This is a genomic window from Microbacterium hominis (assembly GCF_013282805.1).
Classification (GTDB): domain Bacteria; phylum Actinomycetota; class Actinomycetes; order Actinomycetales; family Microbacteriaceae; genus Microbacterium; species Microbacterium hominis_B.
The window spans coordinates 830,236-848,554 of sequence record NZ_CP054038.1 but is presented as its reverse complement, the minus strand read 5'-3'; the positions used below and the strand labels follow the sequence as shown (position 1 = coordinate 848,554).

General features: G+C 72.8%; 12 protein-coding genes. 4 read left to right on the top strand and 8 right to left on the bottom strand.

The window, feature by feature from the left end; all coding sequences use genetic code 11:
- Positions 1-4: 4 nt before the first annotated feature.
- The gene (locus HQM25_RS03620) at positions 5-1,297 is read right to left on the bottom strand and encodes a polysaccharide pyruvyl transferase family protein (RefSeq protein WP_172989003.1); all 1,293 of its coding nucleotides are present in this window, start codon (positions 1,295-1,297) and stop codon (positions 5-7) included.
- 171 nt (positions 1,298-1,468) lie between these two features.
- Here HQM25_RS03620 and HQM25_RS03615 point away from each other — a divergent pair, with 171 nt between their 5' ends.
- Together HQM25_RS03615 and HQM25_RS03610 are read left to right on the top strand one after the other, a co-directional pair.
- On the top strand, positions 1,469-3,625 hold the full coding sequence (locus HQM25_RS03615) for a glycosyltransferase (protein WP_172989002.1): 2,157 nt from the start codon (positions 1,469-1,471) through the stop codon (positions 3,623-3,625).
- Positions 3,622-4,962, top strand: coding sequence for a nucleotide disphospho-sugar-binding domain-containing protein (locus HQM25_RS03610; RefSeq protein WP_172989001.1), 1,341 nt, complete (start codon positions 3,622-3,624; stop codon positions 4,960-4,962). Before HQM25_RS03615 ends, HQM25_RS03610 begins: the two co-directional genes overlap by 4 nt.
- On the opposite strand, the gene HQM25_RS03605 is transcribed toward HQM25_RS03610, so the two are convergent.
- The 3 genes from HQM25_RS03605 to HQM25_RS03595 all read right to left on the bottom strand — a co-directional run bounded on the left by HQM25_RS03605 (position 4,893) and on the right by HQM25_RS03595 (position 8,323).
- Entirely contained in the window at positions 4,893-5,612 is a 720-nt protein-coding gene (locus HQM25_RS03605; RefSeq protein WP_172989000.1) for a hypothetical protein, read from the bottom strand. The two genes, HQM25_RS03610 and HQM25_RS03605, sit on opposite strands and share 70 nt — an antisense overlap.
- A gap of 81 nt (positions 5,613-5,693) precedes the next feature.
- Positions 5,694-7,361: an alpha-amylase family protein gene (locus HQM25_RS03600; protein WP_172988999.1), complete on the bottom strand. Its 1,668-nt coding sequence runs from the start codon at positions 7,359-7,361 to the stop codon at positions 5,694-5,696.
- Positions 7,358-8,323, bottom strand: coding sequence for a TIGR03885 family FMN-dependent LLM class oxidoreductase (locus HQM25_RS03595; RefSeq protein ID WP_172988998.1), 966 nt, complete (start codon positions 8,321-8,323; stop codon positions 7,358-7,360). The genes HQM25_RS03600 and HQM25_RS03595 overlap by 4 nt, the downstream gene beginning before the upstream one ends.
- A 223-nt stretch (positions 8,324-8,546) precedes the next feature.
- Between HQM25_RS03595 and HQM25_RS03590 the strand changes: the two genes are divergently transcribed.
- Complete coding sequence (locus HQM25_RS03590) at positions 8,547-11,237, top strand: AMP-binding protein (RefSeq protein ID WP_172988997.1); 2,691 nt, start codon at positions 8,547-8,549, stop codon at positions 11,235-11,237.
- On the opposite strand, the gene HQM25_RS03585 is transcribed toward HQM25_RS03590, so the two are convergent.
- The 3 genes from HQM25_RS03585 to HQM25_RS03575 form a co-directional block, all read right to left on the bottom strand.
- A complete protein-coding gene (locus HQM25_RS03585) occupies positions 11,188-12,333 on the bottom strand; it encodes an ABC transporter ATP-binding protein (protein ID WP_172988996.1) in 1,146 nt (381 codons plus the stop codon). The two genes, HQM25_RS03590 and HQM25_RS03585, sit on opposite strands and share 50 nt — an antisense overlap.
- Positions 12,330-13,820 carry an ABC transporter permease gene (locus HQM25_RS03580; RefSeq protein ID WP_254359763.1) on the bottom strand — a complete coding sequence of 497 codons (1,491 nt, stop codon included), beginning with the start codon at positions 13,818-13,820 and terminating at the stop codon, positions 12,330-12,332. The genes HQM25_RS03585 and HQM25_RS03580 overlap by 4 nt, the downstream gene beginning before the upstream one ends.
- A gap of 62 nt (positions 13,821-13,882) precedes the next feature.
- Complete coding sequence (locus HQM25_RS03575) at positions 13,883-14,926, bottom strand: iron ABC transporter substrate-binding protein (protein WP_172988995.1); 1,044 nt, start codon at positions 14,924-14,926, stop codon at positions 13,883-13,885.
- Between the two features lie 269 nt (positions 14,927-15,195).
- On the opposite strand from HQM25_RS03575, the gene HQM25_RS03570 reads away from it, so the two are divergent.
- On the top strand, positions 15,196-15,630 hold the full coding sequence (locus HQM25_RS03570) for a hypothetical protein (protein WP_172988994.1): 435 nt from the start codon (positions 15,196-15,198) through the stop codon (positions 15,628-15,630).
- On the opposite strand, the gene HQM25_RS03565 is transcribed toward HQM25_RS03570, so the two are convergent.
- Positions 15,609-18,014: an HAD-IC family P-type ATPase gene (locus tag HQM25_RS03565; protein WP_172988993.1), complete on the bottom strand. Its 2,406-nt coding sequence runs from the start codon at positions 18,012-18,014 to the stop codon at positions 15,609-15,611. The two genes, HQM25_RS03570 and HQM25_RS03565, sit on opposite strands and share 22 nt — an antisense overlap.
- Positions 18,015-18,319 lie beyond the last annotated feature (305 nt).

Sequence of the window (18,319 nt, the reverse complement as noted above, 5' to 3'; positions counted from 1 at the left end):
ACGCCTAGCGTGTTACATCGACGCGCCGTGCGCGAGAGCCTGCGCCGGCAGCGGCCGGATTCAGTGCGTCGGCGACGGCATCCCACCACTCCGCCGCGTCGCCGCGCAGTCCGGTGAACCGGTCGGCGGCGGCCGACGCGATCGCCTCCCGCTGCGCGCGGGCCCGGTCGATCGAGTCGGACGGGAGATCGTCGAGATCGAGCACACTGGACTGCCCCCAGTGCGCGAGCGCGCCGGTCAGCTTGATGCGCGTGTAGTCGTCTGCAGCGAGCGCCACGACCGGCACGCCGGCGGGCGCCGCGAACACCGCCGGGTGGTACCTGCTCGTGATGAGCAGGCGCGCCGAACGCGCGAGCCGGGCAGCCCCGAGGGAGTCGCCGGTCGGCACGACCGTGCTGGGCTCGCTCATGCGGGCACGCACCCGCTCGTGCAGGGCGCTGTCGCCCGCGGGCTCCGCCGCGGGGTCGAGCGGGCCGAAGTGGGCGTGGAAGGCCACGGGCCCGACCGTGCGCACGGCGTGGTCGAGCAAACGGGCGATGCGCTCCTCGACGTCGTCGGCCGGGCGGCCGGCGAACCAGCCCGACAGGCTGACGACGACGGGCGCGGCATCCACCCCAGTCGCCACCCGGGCAACCACCCCCGTCACCACCGCGGCATCCACCCCGGCACCCACCCCAGTCGCCACCGCGGCCCCTCCGTCGGGCCAGCCGAGGAAGGACGCATCGTCGACGCCCTCGACCACCGGCACGCCCCACGACCGCACGAGCGCGCCGGAGATCGATTCGCGCACGCTCACGAGAGCAGCCGACCGTACGAGCGAGGCGACCCGCTCGTCGTCACCGTCCTCCAGATCGGGGCCGAACGTCTGCCCCGTGACCACGAGCGGCAGACCCCGCTCGCGGGCCATGGCGGCGAGCGCGGTCCGCTCGAAGATGTGCACCGGCCACCGCGACGCGAGGTTCCCGCCCCCGGCGTTGAGCAGGCCGGTCACCTCGTCGAGCGCGGCGAGAACGCCCCGGGCGGGATCGTCGTCGGCCAGCCGCACGCGGCCGGCTGCGGCATCCACCAGCACGCGGGTGCGCTCTTCGGCCGCCGAGCGGTCGAGTCCCGCGAACCCGAGACGCGCGACCATCGGCACGCCGTACCGGGCGGCGGACTCCGCCGGCGCCGACGAGACCCCGATGATCCCGACCGCTCGCGCCGCGAGTTCGTCGCGCGCCGCCTCGAACATGGCCTCGTCGCCGATGTGCATCATCCCCGACACCACACCGATGTCGCCGATCGCCAGCACCGTCATGCCCTCTCCGTTCCTCGATCGAGCGCGTCCACGGGTCTGTTCCCACGCGCCCGCTCTCCACACACAGCCAGGACCATCGCGGGGGCACGTGTCAACCCCGCGCGGCCACCGCCTCCGCCCGCTTACGCTGTGCTCAGCGCGGGCGCGCACCGCGCCCCGAGAGGAGTGCCCATGGGCGTGCAGACCGCGATGGACCGAGTGCTCCACGCGCCCACGATCGTCGAGGCCCTGCGCGCCGCCGACGACGTCGCCTTCGAAGCCGGCCGCGACCCGGGGGTGCGCACCCTGCGCGTGCTGGCCGCCGGGCTGACCGGCTCCGACGACATCGCCGCGATCGCCTCGGTGCACGCGCTGGCCGAGATGCACGACGCGGAGGCGGTGAGCCGGCTCGTCGCGCTCCTGTCCGACACGCGACCGTACATCCGCGAGCACGCCGCCTGGGCACTGGGCCAGAGCCTCCCCCGGCCCGAGGCGATCGGCCGACTGCTGGGGCTGGTCGCGGGCGGCGGCTTCACCGGCATGCTCGCCCAGCACACGATCGAGAAGTGGTCGGGGTCGGCGGGCGTCGAGATCGCCGTGGCGATCGAGTCCGCCCTCCTCGGGATCATGGATGCCGCGCCGCGCGCCGTGCTCGTCGAGACGCTCGGGCTCGTCCGCCAGCCGATCGCCACCCGGCGCCTGAGCGAGCTCGCTCGCGACACGACCGAACCGGAGGCGGTGCGCGAGGCCGCGATCGCCGCTCTCGGGCAGCGCCGCGGCGCCGCGGGCGTCGCCGACGACCTCGAGGCGATCCTCGCGGGCGACGGCCGGCTCGCCGCGGTCGCCCGGCTCGCGCTCGTCGACCTCGAGGCCGTTCCTCCGGCGCGGATGCCCGGCCGGGGACTCACGGTCGCCCAGCTCTTCCTCCATGCCGACATCGATCCGTCGCTGTCGGCCGCGGGAGCCGGCGACAACGGGGGAATCGCCACGCTCCTCGTGCGCTTGGGCGACGCCCTCAGCGCCCCCGCCGCCGGCCAGATCGAGCGGGTCGTCACGCTGTCCCGCGGCTCGCTCGCGCAGAGCGCCGAGGATCTGCTGCAGTTGGCCGGCAGCCCGTCGGGTCACGTGTACGGGCACGTTCCGCTCGGCGCGACACCGGTCGCCTCCGCCGCGGCGTGGCCGCTGCGCGTGCAGGCCCGGCGCGGCATCCGTCGGGCACTGACCGCGGCGGGAGGGGTGGACGTGCTCCACCTGCGCATGGCCGACGTCGGCAGCCTCGCCGCCGCCGACGTGGCGCGCGAGCTCGGCATTCCCACGGTGTTCACCGTCGCGCCCGACCCGCACAGCGTGATCAGCTCGCTCGAAGGCGCCGGCAGCCTGACGCGCGGGGACTTCGGCGCAGCGGATCTGCGCGACCACTTCTGGTTCCGCGCCCGACTCGTTCAGGCACTCGCCGCGTCGGCGTCGCACACCGTGCTCTTTCCCCGGCCGAACCTCGCGCAGGACATGCGTGAGCTGGTCGGCATCGACATCGAGAGCCGCAGCGAACGCCACACCGTCGTCGCCGAGGGCGTCGACCTCGCGGTCATCGACGACGCCGTACACGACGCGCGCAGGGCGGCGTCGACGCCCCGCGCGCAGCTGAGCGGGGCGATCGGCGAACTCGCGCGCCTGCTCGAGGACCTCGCCCCGGAGCGCCGGGGTCTCCCCCTGCTCGTGACCGTCGGCCGCATGCACCGGGTGAAGGGCATGGCGACGCTCGTCGACGCGTGGGCCTCATCGCCCCTGCGCGATCGCGCGAACCTCCTCGTGATCGGCGGCGATCTGGACACGCCATCGGTCGACGAGCGCGCGCAGCTCGACCTCATCGACCGGGTGGTGCCCGCCGGCGAGCGGAAGGAGCGGGGGCTGATCCTCGCCGGCCACCGCCCCAACGACGTGGCCGCACGGTGGATCGCCGCGGCCCGGTTCGGGATGCCGGGACTGGCCGCCCCCGACGGCGCGTACGTGTGCGCCAGCATCAAGGAGGAGTTCGGTCTCGCGGTGCTGGAGGCGCTGGCGACCGGACTCGTCGTCGTCGCCCCCGACGGCGGCGGACCGGCCACGTACGTCGCCGACGGCGACACCGGCTTCCTCACCGCCACGTGGGACCGCGACCGGCTCGCCGCGGCGACGGCCGGCGCGCTGGACCGCGCCGCCGACGGCGACGCGGTCCGTCCCGAGCGAGCGCGAGCGATGGTCGCGGCGCGGTTCACGATCCAGGCGATGGCCGCGACGCTCGCCCCGGTCTACGGCTCCGTCGTCGCGCAGGAGGCGGAGCTGCTCCGCGCGGCGAGGATGCCGGCATGACACTCCTGGTCATCAGCCCCGACTACGCCTCCCACCTGCTGCCGCTGGCGACCCTGGCGACGGCGTGGCGGGAGGCGGGGGAACGGGTCGTGGTGGCCACCGGCACGGCCACGGCACCGATCGTCGCCGATTTCGGTTTCGACCGCGTCGACCTGCCGCTCGGGCGCGGTGCGAACGCGGGCGTGATGCGCACCAAGGAACAGGATGCCGCGGAGGCGGCATCCCTCGAGGGATTCTTCGACGCCACCCGGCGCGGGATGGTCCCCACTCTCACGTACCAGGCACGCGAGCGGCTGACCGACCTCATGTGGCAGCCGCTCGACCGGGCGCGGGCGACGCTCGCGGTCGTCGACGCCGTGCGTCCCGGCACGATCCTCGTCGACCATCTCGCCTTCAGCGCCCGGCTCGCACTGCACACGGCGGGCATCGACTACGCAGACGTGGTGCTCGGGCATCCCTCCGCGCTCCCGGTCGCCGACGAGGTGTACGGCTTCCCTCCCGCGTGGCCGCGCGCGTTCGCGCCCAACGATGGCGAGCTGGCCGAGCTGCGACTGCTGTGCGCCGAGGTCTCCGAGCGCTTCGCGCGGCAGTGGAACACGGCCGCGACCGCGCTCGATCCGGGCGTGGCCGAGATCTCCGACGCGTTCGCCCGCCACGGCGACACCGTGCTGTACAACTACCCGGCACTCCTCGCCGCGGGCGACGGGCGGAGCATTCCCCCGCACGTGTTCCTCGGCTCGACGCGACGGGACGAGCCTCTCGACGCCGAGGTGGCGGAGTTCCTCGCCGACGACACCCCCTTCGTGTACGTGAGCTTCGGGAGCTTCCTGTCGGTGCGCGACGACGTGCTCGCGCGGGTGGCCGCCGCGATCTCACGCGCGGGCCTGCGGGCGGCGATCGCGACGGGCTCGACGGCCCCGGCAGCCCTCGGGCAGATCCCCGACACGTGGCTCGTGCGCGAGTTCCTGCCGCAGGTTCGGCTGCTCGGCGCGGCATCCCTCGCGGTCACGCACGGCGGCAACAACTCCGTGACGGAGGCGGTGGGACAGGGGGTGCCGCTTCTCGTGCTCCCGTTCTCGACGGACCAGTTCGCGGGCGCCGCCGCGATCGAGCGCACCGGAGCGGGAATCTCGCTCGCCCCGAACACGGCCACGGTGGAGGAGCTTCACGAGGCGGTCATGACCCTGGCAGACCACTTCGAGGCAGGTCGCCGGCTCCTCGCCGCGGAGGCGGCGCAGCAGCGGTCGCGTCCGGGCCCGTCACTCGCCTACGCGACGCTCTCCTCGACCCCCACACCTTCCGCAGGCCCCGCCGGCACGCTCAGCCCGACCAGCTGAGCCATCGCGCGGCGGTCGCCCGCGGCGGCGCGATAGCGCTCCATCCGCGCGGCGTTCGCCTCGTACTGCTCCCCCGCCCGCGTCTCGCCGACGTGGTACAGCGCGTACACGCGGCCTTCGTGACGCTCGGGCGGGCCGCCGAGGAGAGTCTCGTGGGCGAGGTTCCACGCGGCATCCTCGAACCCCCAGCCGCGGAACCGCTCGTCCTGTCCGCCGTGAGCGGCCCACGTGCGCGGTGTCGCGACGTAGACCCCCGAGCACGCGCCGATCACGAGCTCGTGGTCGCAGCGCGCGAGCGGCACGCCCTCGGCGAACTGGGCGGAACCCGCGCGCCCGAGCCACCGGTACTCCGTGTACGGCAGCTGCACCCGATCACTCGTGCGCGCCGCGCGGATGGCCGCGCGGAGGGCGTCGGCCTCCGGGATCGTGTCGGCGTCGCCGATGACGACGACCTCATCGGGCGCGGCCGCGGCCATCGTCCGGTTACGGCAGGCGGCGAGCACGAAGGGCTCGTCGCCGCTGTCGACCGTCAGCAGCGGCACCTCCGGGAACTGCGTCCGGTACCACGCGACCACGCGGTCGAACGCGTCCAGACGTGACGGCGCGGGTCGCCACGGCAGGACGATCCTCACAGCGAAATCGAGCGACATGACGTGAGACTACGACGCGCACCCCCGGGAACGAACCCCTGGCGCCAGGGCGATCCATCGGCTAGTGTCCCGGACCCGTCGCTACGTCACGCGCCTGTCCCCGGGACGAGACACGCGCAGCCAGCGATAACCGTAGGCGGGCATCTCGAGGTCGACGCGCCCGCGCCCATCGAGCGGGATGCGCTCCGCGCCGAGCAGGTCGACCAGGCACGTCCCCTCGGGCTCGTCCGCCAAGACGAACGAGGTGGATGCCGGCACGTCGGCGAAGTTGTGCACGGCGAGCATGCGCCCGACGTCGGCGCTGAGCGAATGGGCGAGGATCCCCGGCACGGGCTGATCCAGAACCTCCAGCTCGCCCCAGCCGAGCTCCGGCGAGATGCGATAGCGGGCCGTGAGGTCCCGGAAGAAGTGGAGCAGCGACTCCCGGTCCTCCAGCTGCGCCGCGACGTTGACGTGCTCGGGCGCGAAGCCGTCTCCGGGTGGGGCTGCCACCAGGCGCGACGGCGCGGCCTCCGAGAACCCGCCGTTGCGGTCGGCCGACCACTGCATGGGCGTGCGCACCGCCTCCCGCCCCGGAATGTCGATGTTCTCGCCCATGCCGATCTCCTCGCCGTAGAACAGCACCGGTGTGCCGGGCAGGGTGAACAGCAGGCTGTAGGCCATGCGGATGCGACGCGGATCCCCGAGCATGGGCGGGAGCCGCCGCGTGATCCCGCGCCCGAACACGCGCTGGCGCTCGTCGGGCGCGAACGCGTCGAAGACCTCCTGACGCTCGTCCTCGGAGAGCTTGTCGAGCGTCAGCTCGTCGTGGTTGCGCAGGAAGTTCGCCCACTGCGCCTCCGGCGGCAGCGTCGGGCGCGACGTGAGCGCCGCGATCAGGGGCGCGGGGTCGCTGCGCGCCAGCGAGAGGTAGAAGGCCTGCATCCCGACGAAGTCGAACTGCATCGACAGCTCGCCGGCCGCGTCCGACCCGCCGCCGAAGTACTCGACCTGCTGCTCGTAGGGCAGATTCACCTCGCCGAGCATGATCGCCTCGCTGGAGCGCCGCTGCAGGAATCGGCGGATGTCGCGCAGCAGGTCGTGCGGGTCGGCGATGTCGACGCCGGGCGGCATCTCGAGGAAGAACGGCACGGCGTCCACGCGGAACCCGGAGATCCCCAGCTGCAGCCAGAAGCCGATCACCCGGGCGAGCTCGTCGCGCACGCGCGGGTTGGCGACGTTGAGGTCGGGCTGGTGCTCGTAGAAGCTGTGCTGATACCACTGGCCCGACGTGTCCTCACGGGTCCAGATGCCGTTCGCCTCGCCGGGGAACACCGCGTTCTTCTGCCCCTTCGGCGGAGCGTCGTCGCGCCACACGTAGTAGTCGCGATATCGCGAGTTCACGCTGCGCTTGGCGGCCCGGAACCACGGATGCCGGTCGGAGGTGTGGTTGACGACGAGGTCGACGATGACCCGCATGCCGCGGTCGTTCGCGGTGCGGATCACCTCGACGAGGTCGCCGTGCGTGCCCAGCCGAGGGTCGACGCCGTAGAAGTCGGTGATGTCGTACCCGTCGTCGCGGTCGGGCGTCGGATAGAACGGCATCAGCCACAGACACGTGACCCCGACCTGCGAGAGGTAGTCGATCCGCTGCGCGAGGCCCTGCAGGTCACCCGCTCCGTCTCCGTCGGAGTCGAGGAAGGTCTCCACGTCGAGGCAGTAGATGACCGCGGTCTTCCACCACAGATCGCTGGTGTCGGTGATCTTCACAGCGCCTCCTTCAGGGCGGGGAGGATGCTGCGGCCCGCGGCATCCAGGAAATATTGCTGGTCGCGTCCGACGTGGTGCAGGTACACCCGGTCGAATCCGAGACGGACGAGGCCGGCCACGCGCTCGGCGAGCGCGACGGGGTCGTCGTCGACGAGCACCGCCCGACGCAGCTCCGCCTCGTCGACCTCGCCGACGGCGGCGTCGAAGTGCTCGGGCTGCTCGAGATCCCACGCCCGGGGCGGCGGAACCAGACCGTTGCGCCATTGATCCGACGCGATCGCGTACGCCTCGGCATCCGTCTCTGCGATGCTCACGTGCACCTGGAGCACGCGCGGCCCCTGCCCGCCCGCCGAACCGTAGGCGTCGAGAAGCCGTTCGAGGGCGGCCGGTTCCTGCGCGACCGTCGCGATGCCCTCGGCCCATCCCGCGGCCCACGCGGCCGTCTCGGCTGACACCGCCGTCGCCAGGAGCGGTGGGGGCGTGGCAGGCCGGCTCCACAGACGCGCCCGATGCACCCGGACCAGGCCGTCGTGGCTGACCTCCTCGCCCGCGAACAGGCGGCGGATGACGTCGACGCTCTCCCCGAGTCGCCGGGTGCGCACGTCCTTCGGCGGCCAATCATCGCCCGTGACGTGCTCGTTCATGGCCTCGCCGCTGCCGAGTGCGGCCCAGAAGCGGCCGGGGAACATCTCCTCGAGAGTGGCGAACGCCTGCGCCACGATCACCGGGTGATAGCGCTGACCCGGCGCGTTGACCATCCCGATCGGGAACTCCGTCAGAGCGAGGGCGGCGGCGATCCAGCTCAGGGCGAAGCCCGACTCCCCCTGCCGGGGGTTCCAGGGCGCCAGATGATCCGAGCACATCGCACCGTCGAAGCCCGCGGCCTCCGCGGACCGGACCGCCTGGAGGAGCTCGCTCGGGGGGATCTGCTCGTGAGACGCGTGGAATCCGATGAATGCCATCGCCCGAGTCTGGGCGACGACGGCTGAGGGTGGGAGGGCCTTGAAGCGACGGTGCCTGATCGGCTATGTCCGGGGCGAAACAGCCTCCGCGCTGCGTTTCCGAGCCTCGGGCCGTCATCTCAGATCGCATCCTCAGGGTGGTCAGGTTAGGCTAGCCATACCTTCGCACCGCGCGTCGCTCGCCCGCGTACGCCCTGCCCAGGAGAAAACCACCATCGCCCCCATGACCTCGACCGCGCCAGCCCTCGGCCTGTCTCTGCTCGGCGGAGAGCCCGACGCGCCGGCACTCGTCGTCGACGGCAGGGCGCTCACCTACGCCGAGCTGGAGCGGCGCGTGCGGGACACGCGCGACGCGCTCGGCGATGTGCGCCGGCTCGTGATGATCGCCGGGAGCAACACCGTCGACGCGATCGCGACGTATCTCGCGGCGATGGAGGGCGGGCATCCCGTGCTTCTCTTCGCCGACGGCGACGACGAAGCCGCCCGCGCGCACCGCGCGTCGCTCATCGAGCGATTCGATCCCGATGTGACGGCCGGTTCCGGCTCGCGGGGCTGGGCGCTCGAGGAGCGCCGCCCCGGCAGCCGGCACGAGTTCCACCCCGAGCTGGCAGTGCTCGCGAGCACTTCGGGATCGACCGGATCGCCCAAGCTCGTGCGCCTGTCGGTCGAGAACGTGCGCAGCAACGCGGCCGCCATCGCCGAGTACCTCGGGCTCACCCCGGCCGACCGCGCCGCCACCACGCTGCCGCTCCAGTACTGCTACGGGCTGTCGGTCGTCAACAGCCACCTGCTGGCGGGGGCCAGCCTCATGCTCACCGAGCGCTCCGTCTCGGACGAGGCGTTCTGGCGCGGGGCCCGGGAGCACCGGGTGACCTCGTTCGCCGGGGTGCCGTACACGTTCGAGCTGCTCGAGGCGACCGGCTTCACCGGTGCTGAGCTGCCGTCGCTGCGGTACGTGACGCAGGCGGGTGGGCGGATGGATGCCGGCATGGTGCGCCGGTTCGCGCACCGCGGCGCGCAGCGCGGCTTCGACCTTTTCGTCATGTACGGGCAGACCGAGGCGACCGCGCGCATGGCCTACCTGCCGCCGCAGCTCGCCGCCACGCACGCGGGCGCGATCGGTCAGCCGATCCCGGGCGGCTCGTTCCGCATCGACGCGGAAGGCGGCGCCGAGTCGGGAGAGCTCGTCTACGAAGGCCCCAACGTGATGATGGGGTACGCCTCCGACCCCGCGGATTTCGCGCTCGGGCCCACGCTGACCGAGCTGCGCACCGGGGATGTCGCGCGCCTGCGCACCGACGGCCTCTACGAGATCGTCGGGCGCATGAACCGCTTCGTGAAGGTGTTCGGCCTGCGCCTCGACCTCGACCGCGTCGAGCAGCTGCTCGCGGAGGAGGGCATCGAGGTGCGCGCGGCGAGCGCCGACGAGCGACTGCTGCTGTTCGCGACGACGGACCGGGTCGCCGCACGGGCGCGCGAGCGCGCGGCCGCGCTGATCGGGCTTCCGGCCCGCGTGATCGGCGCGCACGTGGTCGCCGAGTTCCCGCGCACCTCCAGCGGCAAGCGCGACTACGCCGCCCTGGTGCGCGTCGCGGAGCTCCAGGACGCCGCGGCGCGGCATCCCGACACGGCGGCGACCGCGGCCGTGACGCCCGAGACGATCCGCGACCTCTACCGGGCGCTCCTGGGCGAGCCGGCCGCGGGCGTCGACGACTCGTTCGCGGGCCTGTGCGGAGATTCGCTCAGCTACGTCGAGGTCGCGCTGCGGCTCGAGGAGCTGGTGGGCACGCTCCCCCGCGACTGGCCGACCCGCACGCCCCACGAGCTGGCCGCGCTCGCCGCCGCACGCTCCGCGGAGGCCGCAGCACCGTCCGCCACCGGCGGCGGCGCCGGCGACTCCTCCACAGCGCGACGACCTCGTGCCGCGCGCCGACCGCTCACGCGGGACCCGCGCTCGTGGTTCACCTGGACGCGGCTCGAGACCCCGGTGGCGCTGCGCGCCGTCGCCATCTTCCTGATCGTGGCGACCCACGCCGACCTCCTCTCCCTCAAGGGCGGGGCGCACCTGCTGCTGGCCGTGGCCGGATACAACCTCGCCCGGTTCGCTCTGGCACCCACCGGCGGCACCGCACGGCTGCAGCGGCTCGGCCGCAGCGCCCTCCAGCTCGCCGTGCCCGCGGTGCTGTGGATCGGGGCGGTAGCCCTCATCACGGGCCAGTACGCGCCGACCACGGCGCTCCTCGTGAACAATCTCGTCCCCAGCGACGGGCGCTGGAACGAGCAGTGGCAGTTCTGGTTCCTCGAAGCAGTGCTGTGGTCGTTCGTGGGCATCGCGGCGCTCTTCTCGGTGCGGCGCGTCGAGCGGCTCGAACGGCGCGCGCCGTTCGCGTTCGCCGCGGTCGTGTTCGCGGCCGCGCTCGTCGCGCGCTTCGCGATCGCCGGCCCCACCGCGGAGTACGTCGAGCGCTACGCCGCCCCGGTCGTCGTGTGGCTGGTCGCCCTCGGATGGCTGATCGCCCGAGCCGACACGACCCTGCGCCGCGTGCTGGTCTCGGCGGCCGCCGTCGTGACGACCTTCGGATTCTTCGGCGACCCCTGGCGCGAGGCGATCGTTGCCGGCGGCATCCTCGTGCTGGTGTGGATTCGGGCCATCCCGCTCCCCCGGGTCACGATTCCCCTCGTGACCTCCGTCGCCGCGGCATCCTTCTTCGTCTACCTCACGCACTGGCAGGTGTACCCGCCGTTCGAGGAGAGCGCTCCGTGGTTCGGCACGCTGCTCTCGTTCGTCGTCGGCATGGCCGCCTACCGGCTCTACCTCGTGTCGGCCGGGTGGCTCACGCGCGCCGCGTCGCGGCTGCGGCGGGCTATGCCGTCGCGGCCGTCCGCGGAGTCGCCGGAGTCGCTTCGGGCGTGACCGTGCGATGGCCGGCGCCGGGCTCGCCCTGCGCGGCGTAGAGCACCACGCCGCCTTCGACGATCACCCGCACCGCCGTGCCGGGCGCGAACGCGGTGGCGCGGTGCTGCGGCACCCGGTAGCCGAACTCCGTGAGGAACTCCCCCTCGCCCACCCGCAGCCGGATGTCGGCGGTGGACCCGGCGGGCCGGAGGGCGGTCACGAACCCGTTGGCGACCGGTGCGAGCGTTGCCGCGGCGCCGTGGGCGGCTGCCGCGACGCGCAGCTGCGCGGGTCGCACCATCGCCTGCACGCGCCGGGCACCGCCGGAGAGGTCGTGACGGACGGTGAGCCGCCCGAAGCCGCAGTCGACGCCCTCGGAATGGGCGCGCGCGGGGATCACGAGGGCATCCCCGAGGAAGACGGCGACATCCGCGTCGATCGGAGCGTCGTACACGGCCATCGGGTCGCCGGACTGCACGAGCCGGCCGCCCGACAGCACGCCGACCTGGTGGCCGAACGAGAGGGCCTCGTGCTGGTCGTGGGTGACGAGCACCGCAGTCACGCCGCTGCGCTCGAGCACGTCGACGACCGCATCGCGGGTCGCCGAGCGCAGCCCCGTGTCCAGGGCGCTGAACGGCTCGTCGAGCAGGATGACGCTCGGCCGCTGCGCGAGGGCGCGCGCGAGGGCCACGCGCTGCTGCTGCCCTCCGGAGAGCTCGTGCGGCATGCGGTCGGCGAGATCGGGATGCAGGGATGCCAGTTCCAGCAGCTCCCGCACGCGGGCCTTGCGGTGCGAGCCGCGGGGCAGCCCGAACGCGATGTTGCGGGCCACCGACAAGTGCGGGAACAGCGCGCCGTCCTGCGCGACGTAGCCGATGCCGCGACGGTGGGTGGGGATCGAGCGCCCGTTGCCGGCGAGCTCGTCGTCGCCCAGTCGGATGATCCCGCCGTCGGGGTCGACGAAGCCGGCGACCAGGCGCAGCAGCGTGGTCTTGCCGCTTCCCGAGGCGCCCACCAGCGCCAGCCGTGTGCCCCGCGGAACTTCGAGCGAGACATCCTGCAGCACCTCGGTGCCGCCGAACGACTTCGACACTCCCTGCAGTCGCAGCGTCATCGCAGGGTCCTCCCCGTCGCGTGCGTGAACATGAGCGCGACCGCCGGCACCGACATCAGCACGAGCAGCACGGCGTACGGCGCCGCGGTCGGATAGTCGAGGGCGGATGCCGCCGACCAGAAGCTCGTCGCCACGGTGCTGGTGCCCGTGGGTGCGAGCAGCAGCGTCGCGGTCAACTCGTTGGCCGCCCCGAGCGCCACGAGCGCGCCGCCGGCGCCGATCGCCGGGAGCAGCAGCGGCGCGGTCACCCGCATCCGGGCGGCCGCGGGCGGCACGGCGAGGGCGCGCGCGGCCTCCTCGAGGGATTCGGGCACCTGCGAGAGCCCCGCCCGGAGGGGCACGAGCGCGCGCGGCAGGAAGATCACGACATAGGCCGCCACGACGGTGAACGCCGTCTGGTAGAGGCCGGGTGCGAACGCGAGGGTGACCGACACGAACGCCAGCGCCACGATGATGGCCGGAAGGCTGCTCGCGAGGTACGCCGCGCCTTCCAGCACCCGGGAGAGCCGGCCGGGATACCGCACTGCGAGCCACGCGAACGGCAGGGCGACCGCGATCGTGCAGAGCGCCCCGGCGAGGGCCAGTCCGAGCGTCTGCACCGCGGCGATCCCGACGCCGGCGAAGGCCTCCGCCTCGGCGCGCGTCAGCCAGCGCGCGACGCTCGCGAGCGGCACGACGAGGGCGCCGACCAGCAGCAGCGCGACGGCGGCGAGCGTGGGGACGGTCCACCGGCCGAGGCGGAGCAGGGCGGGCGGGTGCGGGGATCCGCCGCCGACCCGCGCGTAGCGGGCTCGCCCGCGGGCGAGCGATTCGGCGCCCAGCAGGATGAGGCAGAGCACCGCGAGCACAAGGCCGAGGGCTGCCGCGTTGGGGCCGGCGAACATGCTCTCGTAGGCGACGACGATCGCCGTCGTGAACGTGTCGAAGCGCACGAAGGCGAACGCGCCGTACTCGGCGAGCAGGTGCAGCGCGACCACCAGCGCCCCGCCGAGCACGGCAAGACGCAGCTGCGGCACGACGACCCGGAAGAACACCGCCCACGAGCCCATCCCGAGCGTCCGCGCCGACTCCTCGAGCGCGGGATCGAGCCCCCGGATCGCGGCGAGCGCCGGCAGGTAGACCAGGGGGAAGTACGCGAGCGTGGCGATCAGCACCGCTGCCCAGAGCCCATTCATCGACGGGATGGCGCTGGCCCACCCGTAGCTGGCGACGAAGGCGGGAATGGCCAGCGGCGCGGCGAACGCCACCCGCAGCACGCCCCTGCCCGGAAGGGTGGTGCGCTCCACCAGCCACGCTCCCGAGACTCCGACGACCACCGTCGCCGGCACCCCGATGACCACCAGCAGCACGGTGTTGACCAGGAGGTCGGCCACCTTCGGCCGGAAGACGAGCGCCGACAGCTGGTCCCACCCCATCGCGATCGCCGACTCGACGACGTACCCGATCGGGATGAGCGCGCCCAGCGCGAGCAGCGCGACGACGACCACCAACCCCGTCGGTGGTCGCCGGTCGCGCGGGCGACGCGCGGAAGTCCGCGCCTGGATCTGGGTCAGAGGAGTCCGGCTTCCGTCATGAGCTCGATCACCGCGGGCCCGTTGAGGGTGGAGGGGTCGATCACGGGAGCGTCGAGCTCGGCGAGCGGGGGAAGCGGGTCCTTCGCGGGGACGTCGGAGGCGACGGGGTACTCGAAGCTGTACCCCTCGCCGAGGATGGTCTGGCCCTGCTCCCCCGCGATGAACGCGAGGAACTGCTGCGCCTCGTCGGGGTGGGGCGCGTTCTCCATCACGCCGCCGCCGGAGATGCTCACGAACGCCCCGGGGTCCTGGTTGCCGAAGTAGTGGAGCGCGGTGTTCGCGCTGTCTTCGGCCGCGGCATCCTGATCACGGAACCAGTAGTAGTGGTAGATGATGCCGACCGGCACCTCGCCGGCGTTGACGGCCTTCATCGTCACGATGTTGTTGCGGTACTGCACCGCGTTCTCGGCCATGGCGTCGAGCCACTCCGCCGTGGCGTCCTCGCCCTGGGTGGCCAGCACCGCCGACACGATCGCCTGGAAGTCGGCCTTGGCGGGCGCGCCGCCCCAGCGGTCCTTCCACTCCGGGTCGGCGAGATCCATGAGGGATGCCGGCAGCTCGCCCTCCGAGATGAGGTCGGGGTTGTAGACCAGCACGGTCGAGCGGGCGGCGATGCCGGTCCACACGCCGGAGGCGGGACGGTACTGCTCGGGCACGAGGGCGAGGGTCGCCTCGTCGACCGGGGCGAAGAGTCCGGCATCCTCCACCAGCGACATGGCCGGGGAGTTCTCGGTGAGGAACACGTCGGCCTTGGATGCCGAGCCCTCCTGCACGAGCTGGTTGGCGAGCTCGCTGTCGTCGCCGTTGCGCAGCACGACCTCGATGCCCGTCTCCTCGGTGAACGCGTCGGCCCACTCCTGGGTGAGCTGCTCATGCTGCGCGTTGTAGACCACGAGGGCGTCGGGATCGACCGCCGCGCCGCCGGCAGAGCCCGCGCACCCGGCGAGCGCGACCACCCCGACGATGGCGGGGAGGGCGAGGACAGGGCGCAGCGCGGACGGGCGCAGGCGTGAAGGCATGGAGAACCCCTTGGAAACAGACAGGTAAGGCTAGCCTAAAGCAACCGGCCCGCGACGCCGAGCCGGGTTTGGGTCCCGCCTCCGCGCGGCGACACCCGCACGCCTCGCCCGCGCGGTGTGCAGAACTCCGGAGAAACCCGCTCGCCCCCAGCCCGCCGCGGCCATTCCCGCGCCTTTCGGCCGAAACCTCCGGAGTTCTGCCCGGCGGATCCGCGGCCGCCCGGCCGCCATCCGCGGCCGGCCGGCCGCCGGACACTACAGTGGGCGGCATGAGCCAGGATGCCGCCACCGCCGTGCGACGGCCCGTCGTGCTGACCGTGGCGATCGTGCTGGTGTATCTCAACGCCCTCGCCCAGGTGCTGACCGGCATCCTCGTGCTGCTGAGCCGCTACGACGTCGAGCCGTCGATCGTGCTGCCCGTGTCGCTGCTGGGCTCGGCGATCATCCTGTTCGGACTGCTCGTGCTCGCCGTCGCCTCAGGCGTCGGTCGCGGGAGCGCCCTGTCGCGGATCCTCCTGACCGTCTACATCGGCGCACTGCTGGCGCTCAGCGCGGTCACGATCATCCTCGCCGACACCTGGGACGCGAGTTCGGCGGTCAACGTCGCCGTCGAGGCGTTCATCCTCGTCGCGCTGTGGCTGCCGCCGGTGTCGCGGTTCATGGGCGCGCGCTCGGCCGCGGGTCAGGCAGCGCCCGCCGGCTGAGCAGCCGCCAGCGACCTGGCCACGTAGCGGCGGTGGAAGAACCGCACCACCTCGATCGCGAGGATCGTCAGCACCGACGTCACGGCCACGAGGTAGGCCGCGTCGCGGCCCGGGTCGACGAGCACGAAGAACTCGGCCGCGAGCGGAATCGTGAACAGCCCCACGAGCGCGACGAACATGCCGCCGACCACGAGCACCTTGTAGCGGTTCAGGGGCCGCGACAGCACCGCGAGCACCCAGATGCCGACGATCGCGAGGATGATCGTCGATCCGGTGCGCAGCTCGTCCTCCGGCACCTCGAGCGCCATCGCGCCCCGGGTGTACAGCGTGAGCGCCACGGCGATCACGAGGCCGGCGGGCACCGCGAAGGTGAGCGACCGCTTCAGGAACCCCGGCACGTACCGCTGCGCGTTCGGCATGAGGGCGAGGAAGAACGCCGGGATGCCGATGGTCAGCCCGTCGGTGATCGAGAGCTGTCGCGGCAGGAACGGGAACTCCATCACGAGCACGCCGAACAGGATCGCGAGCCCGGTCGCGTAGACGGTCTTGTTGAGGAACAGCATCGAGACGCGCTCGATGTTGGCGATCACCTGCCGCCCTTCGGCGACGACGTCGGGCAGGTGCGAGAACTGGCCGTCGAGCAGCACGAGGCGCGCGACCGCCTTCGTCGCCGCTGCGCCGGAGTTCATCGCGATGCCGATATCGGCCGTCTTGATCGCGAGCGCGTCGTTCACACCGTCGCCGGTCATCGCCACGGTGTGGCCGCGGGCCTGGAGGGCGGTGACCATGCGCTTCTTCTGCTCGGGGGTCACCCGGCCGAACACGGCGTGCTCCTCGAGCACCTCGCCGAGCTCGGCCTCGTCGTCGGGCAGCCTGCGCGCGTCGAAGCCGTCGGCGACCTCGAGACCCACCTCCCGCGCGATCGCGGCGACCGTGCGCGGGTTGTCGCCGGAGATGACGCGGATGCCGACCCCCTGCGCCTGGAAGTACGACAGCGTCTGCGCGGCATCCGGTCGCACCTGCTCGCGGAACGTGACGACCACGACAGCGGCGAGCCCCGCCGGCAGGCGCTCCGCCTCCACGTCGTCGGCCGACAGCCCGCCGGGCGCACGCCCCAGCACGAGGGTGCGACGGCCGGCGGAGGCGAGCGCCGTGACGACCTCGCCGAGGGGCGAGGCCGGGTCGGTCGCGGCATCCCCGAACACCATCTCGGGAGCGCCGAGAACCCAGGTCTCCTCGCCGAACGCCACCGCGCTCCACTTGCGCGCCGACGAGAACGGGATGTAGCCGGTCGCGGTGCGCGGCGTCGTCACCGGGTAAGGCTCCCGGAGGCATTTCGCGGTCGCGTTGGCGTCGGGCGATGCGCCGTACCAGGCGAGCGCGTCCTCCCACCCGGGGGTCTCCCCCGCGAGCGCATGGGCCGCGTCGAACGCGATCTCACCGGCGGTCAGGGTGCCGGTCTTGTCGAGGCAGATGATGTCGACGCGCGCGAGGCCTTCGACCGCGGGCAGCTCGTTCACGAGCACCTGACGGCTCGCGAGCTTGGCGGCACCCACCGCGAACGCGATGGAGGTCATGAGCACGAGGCCGAGGGGGATCATCGCCGTCAGCGCGGCGACGGTGTTGACAACCGGCTGCTGCCACGCGTCGGACTGGATCGCGCTCGCCCAGCCACCGGCGACCAGCATCTGGGCGTTGAGCACCAGCAGGCCGATCGGGCCGATGATCCAGCCCACCCACTTCAGCACCTTGTCGATCGACGAGCGCAGCTCCGAGGCGACGAGCGAGAACCGCTTCGCTTCGCCCGCGAACCTGTTGGCGTACGAATCGGCCCCCACGCGCGTCACCCGCGCGGCGCCCTCTCCCGCCACCACTACCGAGCCCGACAGCGCCTCGTCGCCGGGGCGCTTGTCGACGGCATCCGATTCGCCCGTCAGCATCGACTCGTCGATCTGCAGCCCGCGCGTCTCGACGACCTCGGCGTCGGCGGGCACCTGGTCGCCCGCGCGCAGCACCAGGATGTCGTCGAGCACGACGTCGGCCGGCGCCACCTCGGCCTCTGCCCCGTCTCGGCGCACGCGCGCCCGCGGGGCGTTCAGCAGGGCGAGCCTGTCGAGGGCCGCCTTGGCGCGGAACTCCTGGTAGCAGCCGATGATCGCGTTGGCGAGCGCACTGAGGCCGAACAGCGCGTCCTGCCAGCGGCCCACCAACAGCAGCACGAGGAAGCACGCGCCGACGATGCCGTTGAACAGGGTGAAGACGTTCGCGCGCACGATCGTCCACGCGCTGCGACTGGTGTCGGCCACGAAGACGTTCGACCGCCCCGCGGCGACACGCTCGGCCACATCGGCCGCAGTCAGGCCGGTCGCGGCATCCACGGACATGCGAGTCACAGTAGCGGGTCGGCCGCCGTTCCCCCGGAACTGGCGCGTCTGTCCCCCGAAGAGGGGACAGACACGCCCTTGCGCACCGGCCTAACCTGTAGTGGCGACGTTGTGCGCGTTCCGTCCCAAGCTGTCCCCAGCGGCTCATGGAGGTCCCCAAGCTCCGTGGGACGGAATCCCCGTCGCACAGGAAACGGCCCTCTCGATGTCCTCCTCCCTAAAGGCGGACATCGAGAGGGCCTCCGTCTCTCCGGCGTCGGGGCGCGGAGAGCGGCGTTGTGGCGCGCGCCCCCACGCGCGCCCAC

Coding starts and splice junctions, on each gene's coding strand:
- HQM25_RS03620 (WP_172989003.1), bottom strand. CDS start 1,297: ATGACGGTGCTGGCGATCGGCGACATCGGTGTGGTGTCGGGGATGATG.
- HQM25_RS03615 (WP_172989002.1), top strand. CDS start 1,469: ATGGGCGTGCAGACCGCGATGGACCGAGTGCTCCACGCGCCCACGATC.
- HQM25_RS03610 (WP_172989001.1), top strand. CDS start 3,622: ATGACACTCCTGGTCATCAGCCCCGACTACGCCTCCCACCTGCTGCCG.
- HQM25_RS03605 (WP_172989000.1), bottom strand. CDS start 5,612: ATGTCGCTCGATTTCGCTGTGAGGATCGTCCTGCCGTGGCGACCCGCG.
- HQM25_RS03595 (WP_172988998.1), bottom strand. CDS start 8,323: ATGGCATTCATCGGATTCCACGCGTCTCACGAGCAGATCCCCCCGAGC.
- HQM25_RS03590 (WP_172988997.1), top strand. CDS start 8,547: ATGACCTCGACCGCGCCAGCCCTCGGCCTGTCTCTGCTCGGCGGAGAG.
- HQM25_RS03585 (WP_172988996.1), bottom strand. CDS start 12,333: ATGACGCTGCGACTGCAGGGAGTGTCGAAGTCGTTCGGCGGCACCGAG.
- HQM25_RS03575 (WP_172988995.1), bottom strand. CDS start 14,926: ATGCCTTCACGCCTGCGCCCGTCCGCGCTGCGCCCTGTCCTCGCCCTC.
- HQM25_RS03570 (WP_172988994.1), top strand. CDS start 15,196: ATGAGCCAGGATGCCGCCACCGCCGTGCGACGGCCCGTCGTGCTGACC.
- HQM25_RS03565 (WP_172988993.1), bottom strand. CDS start 18,014: ATGTCCGTGGATGCCGCGACCGGCCTGACTGCGGCCGATGTGGCCGAG.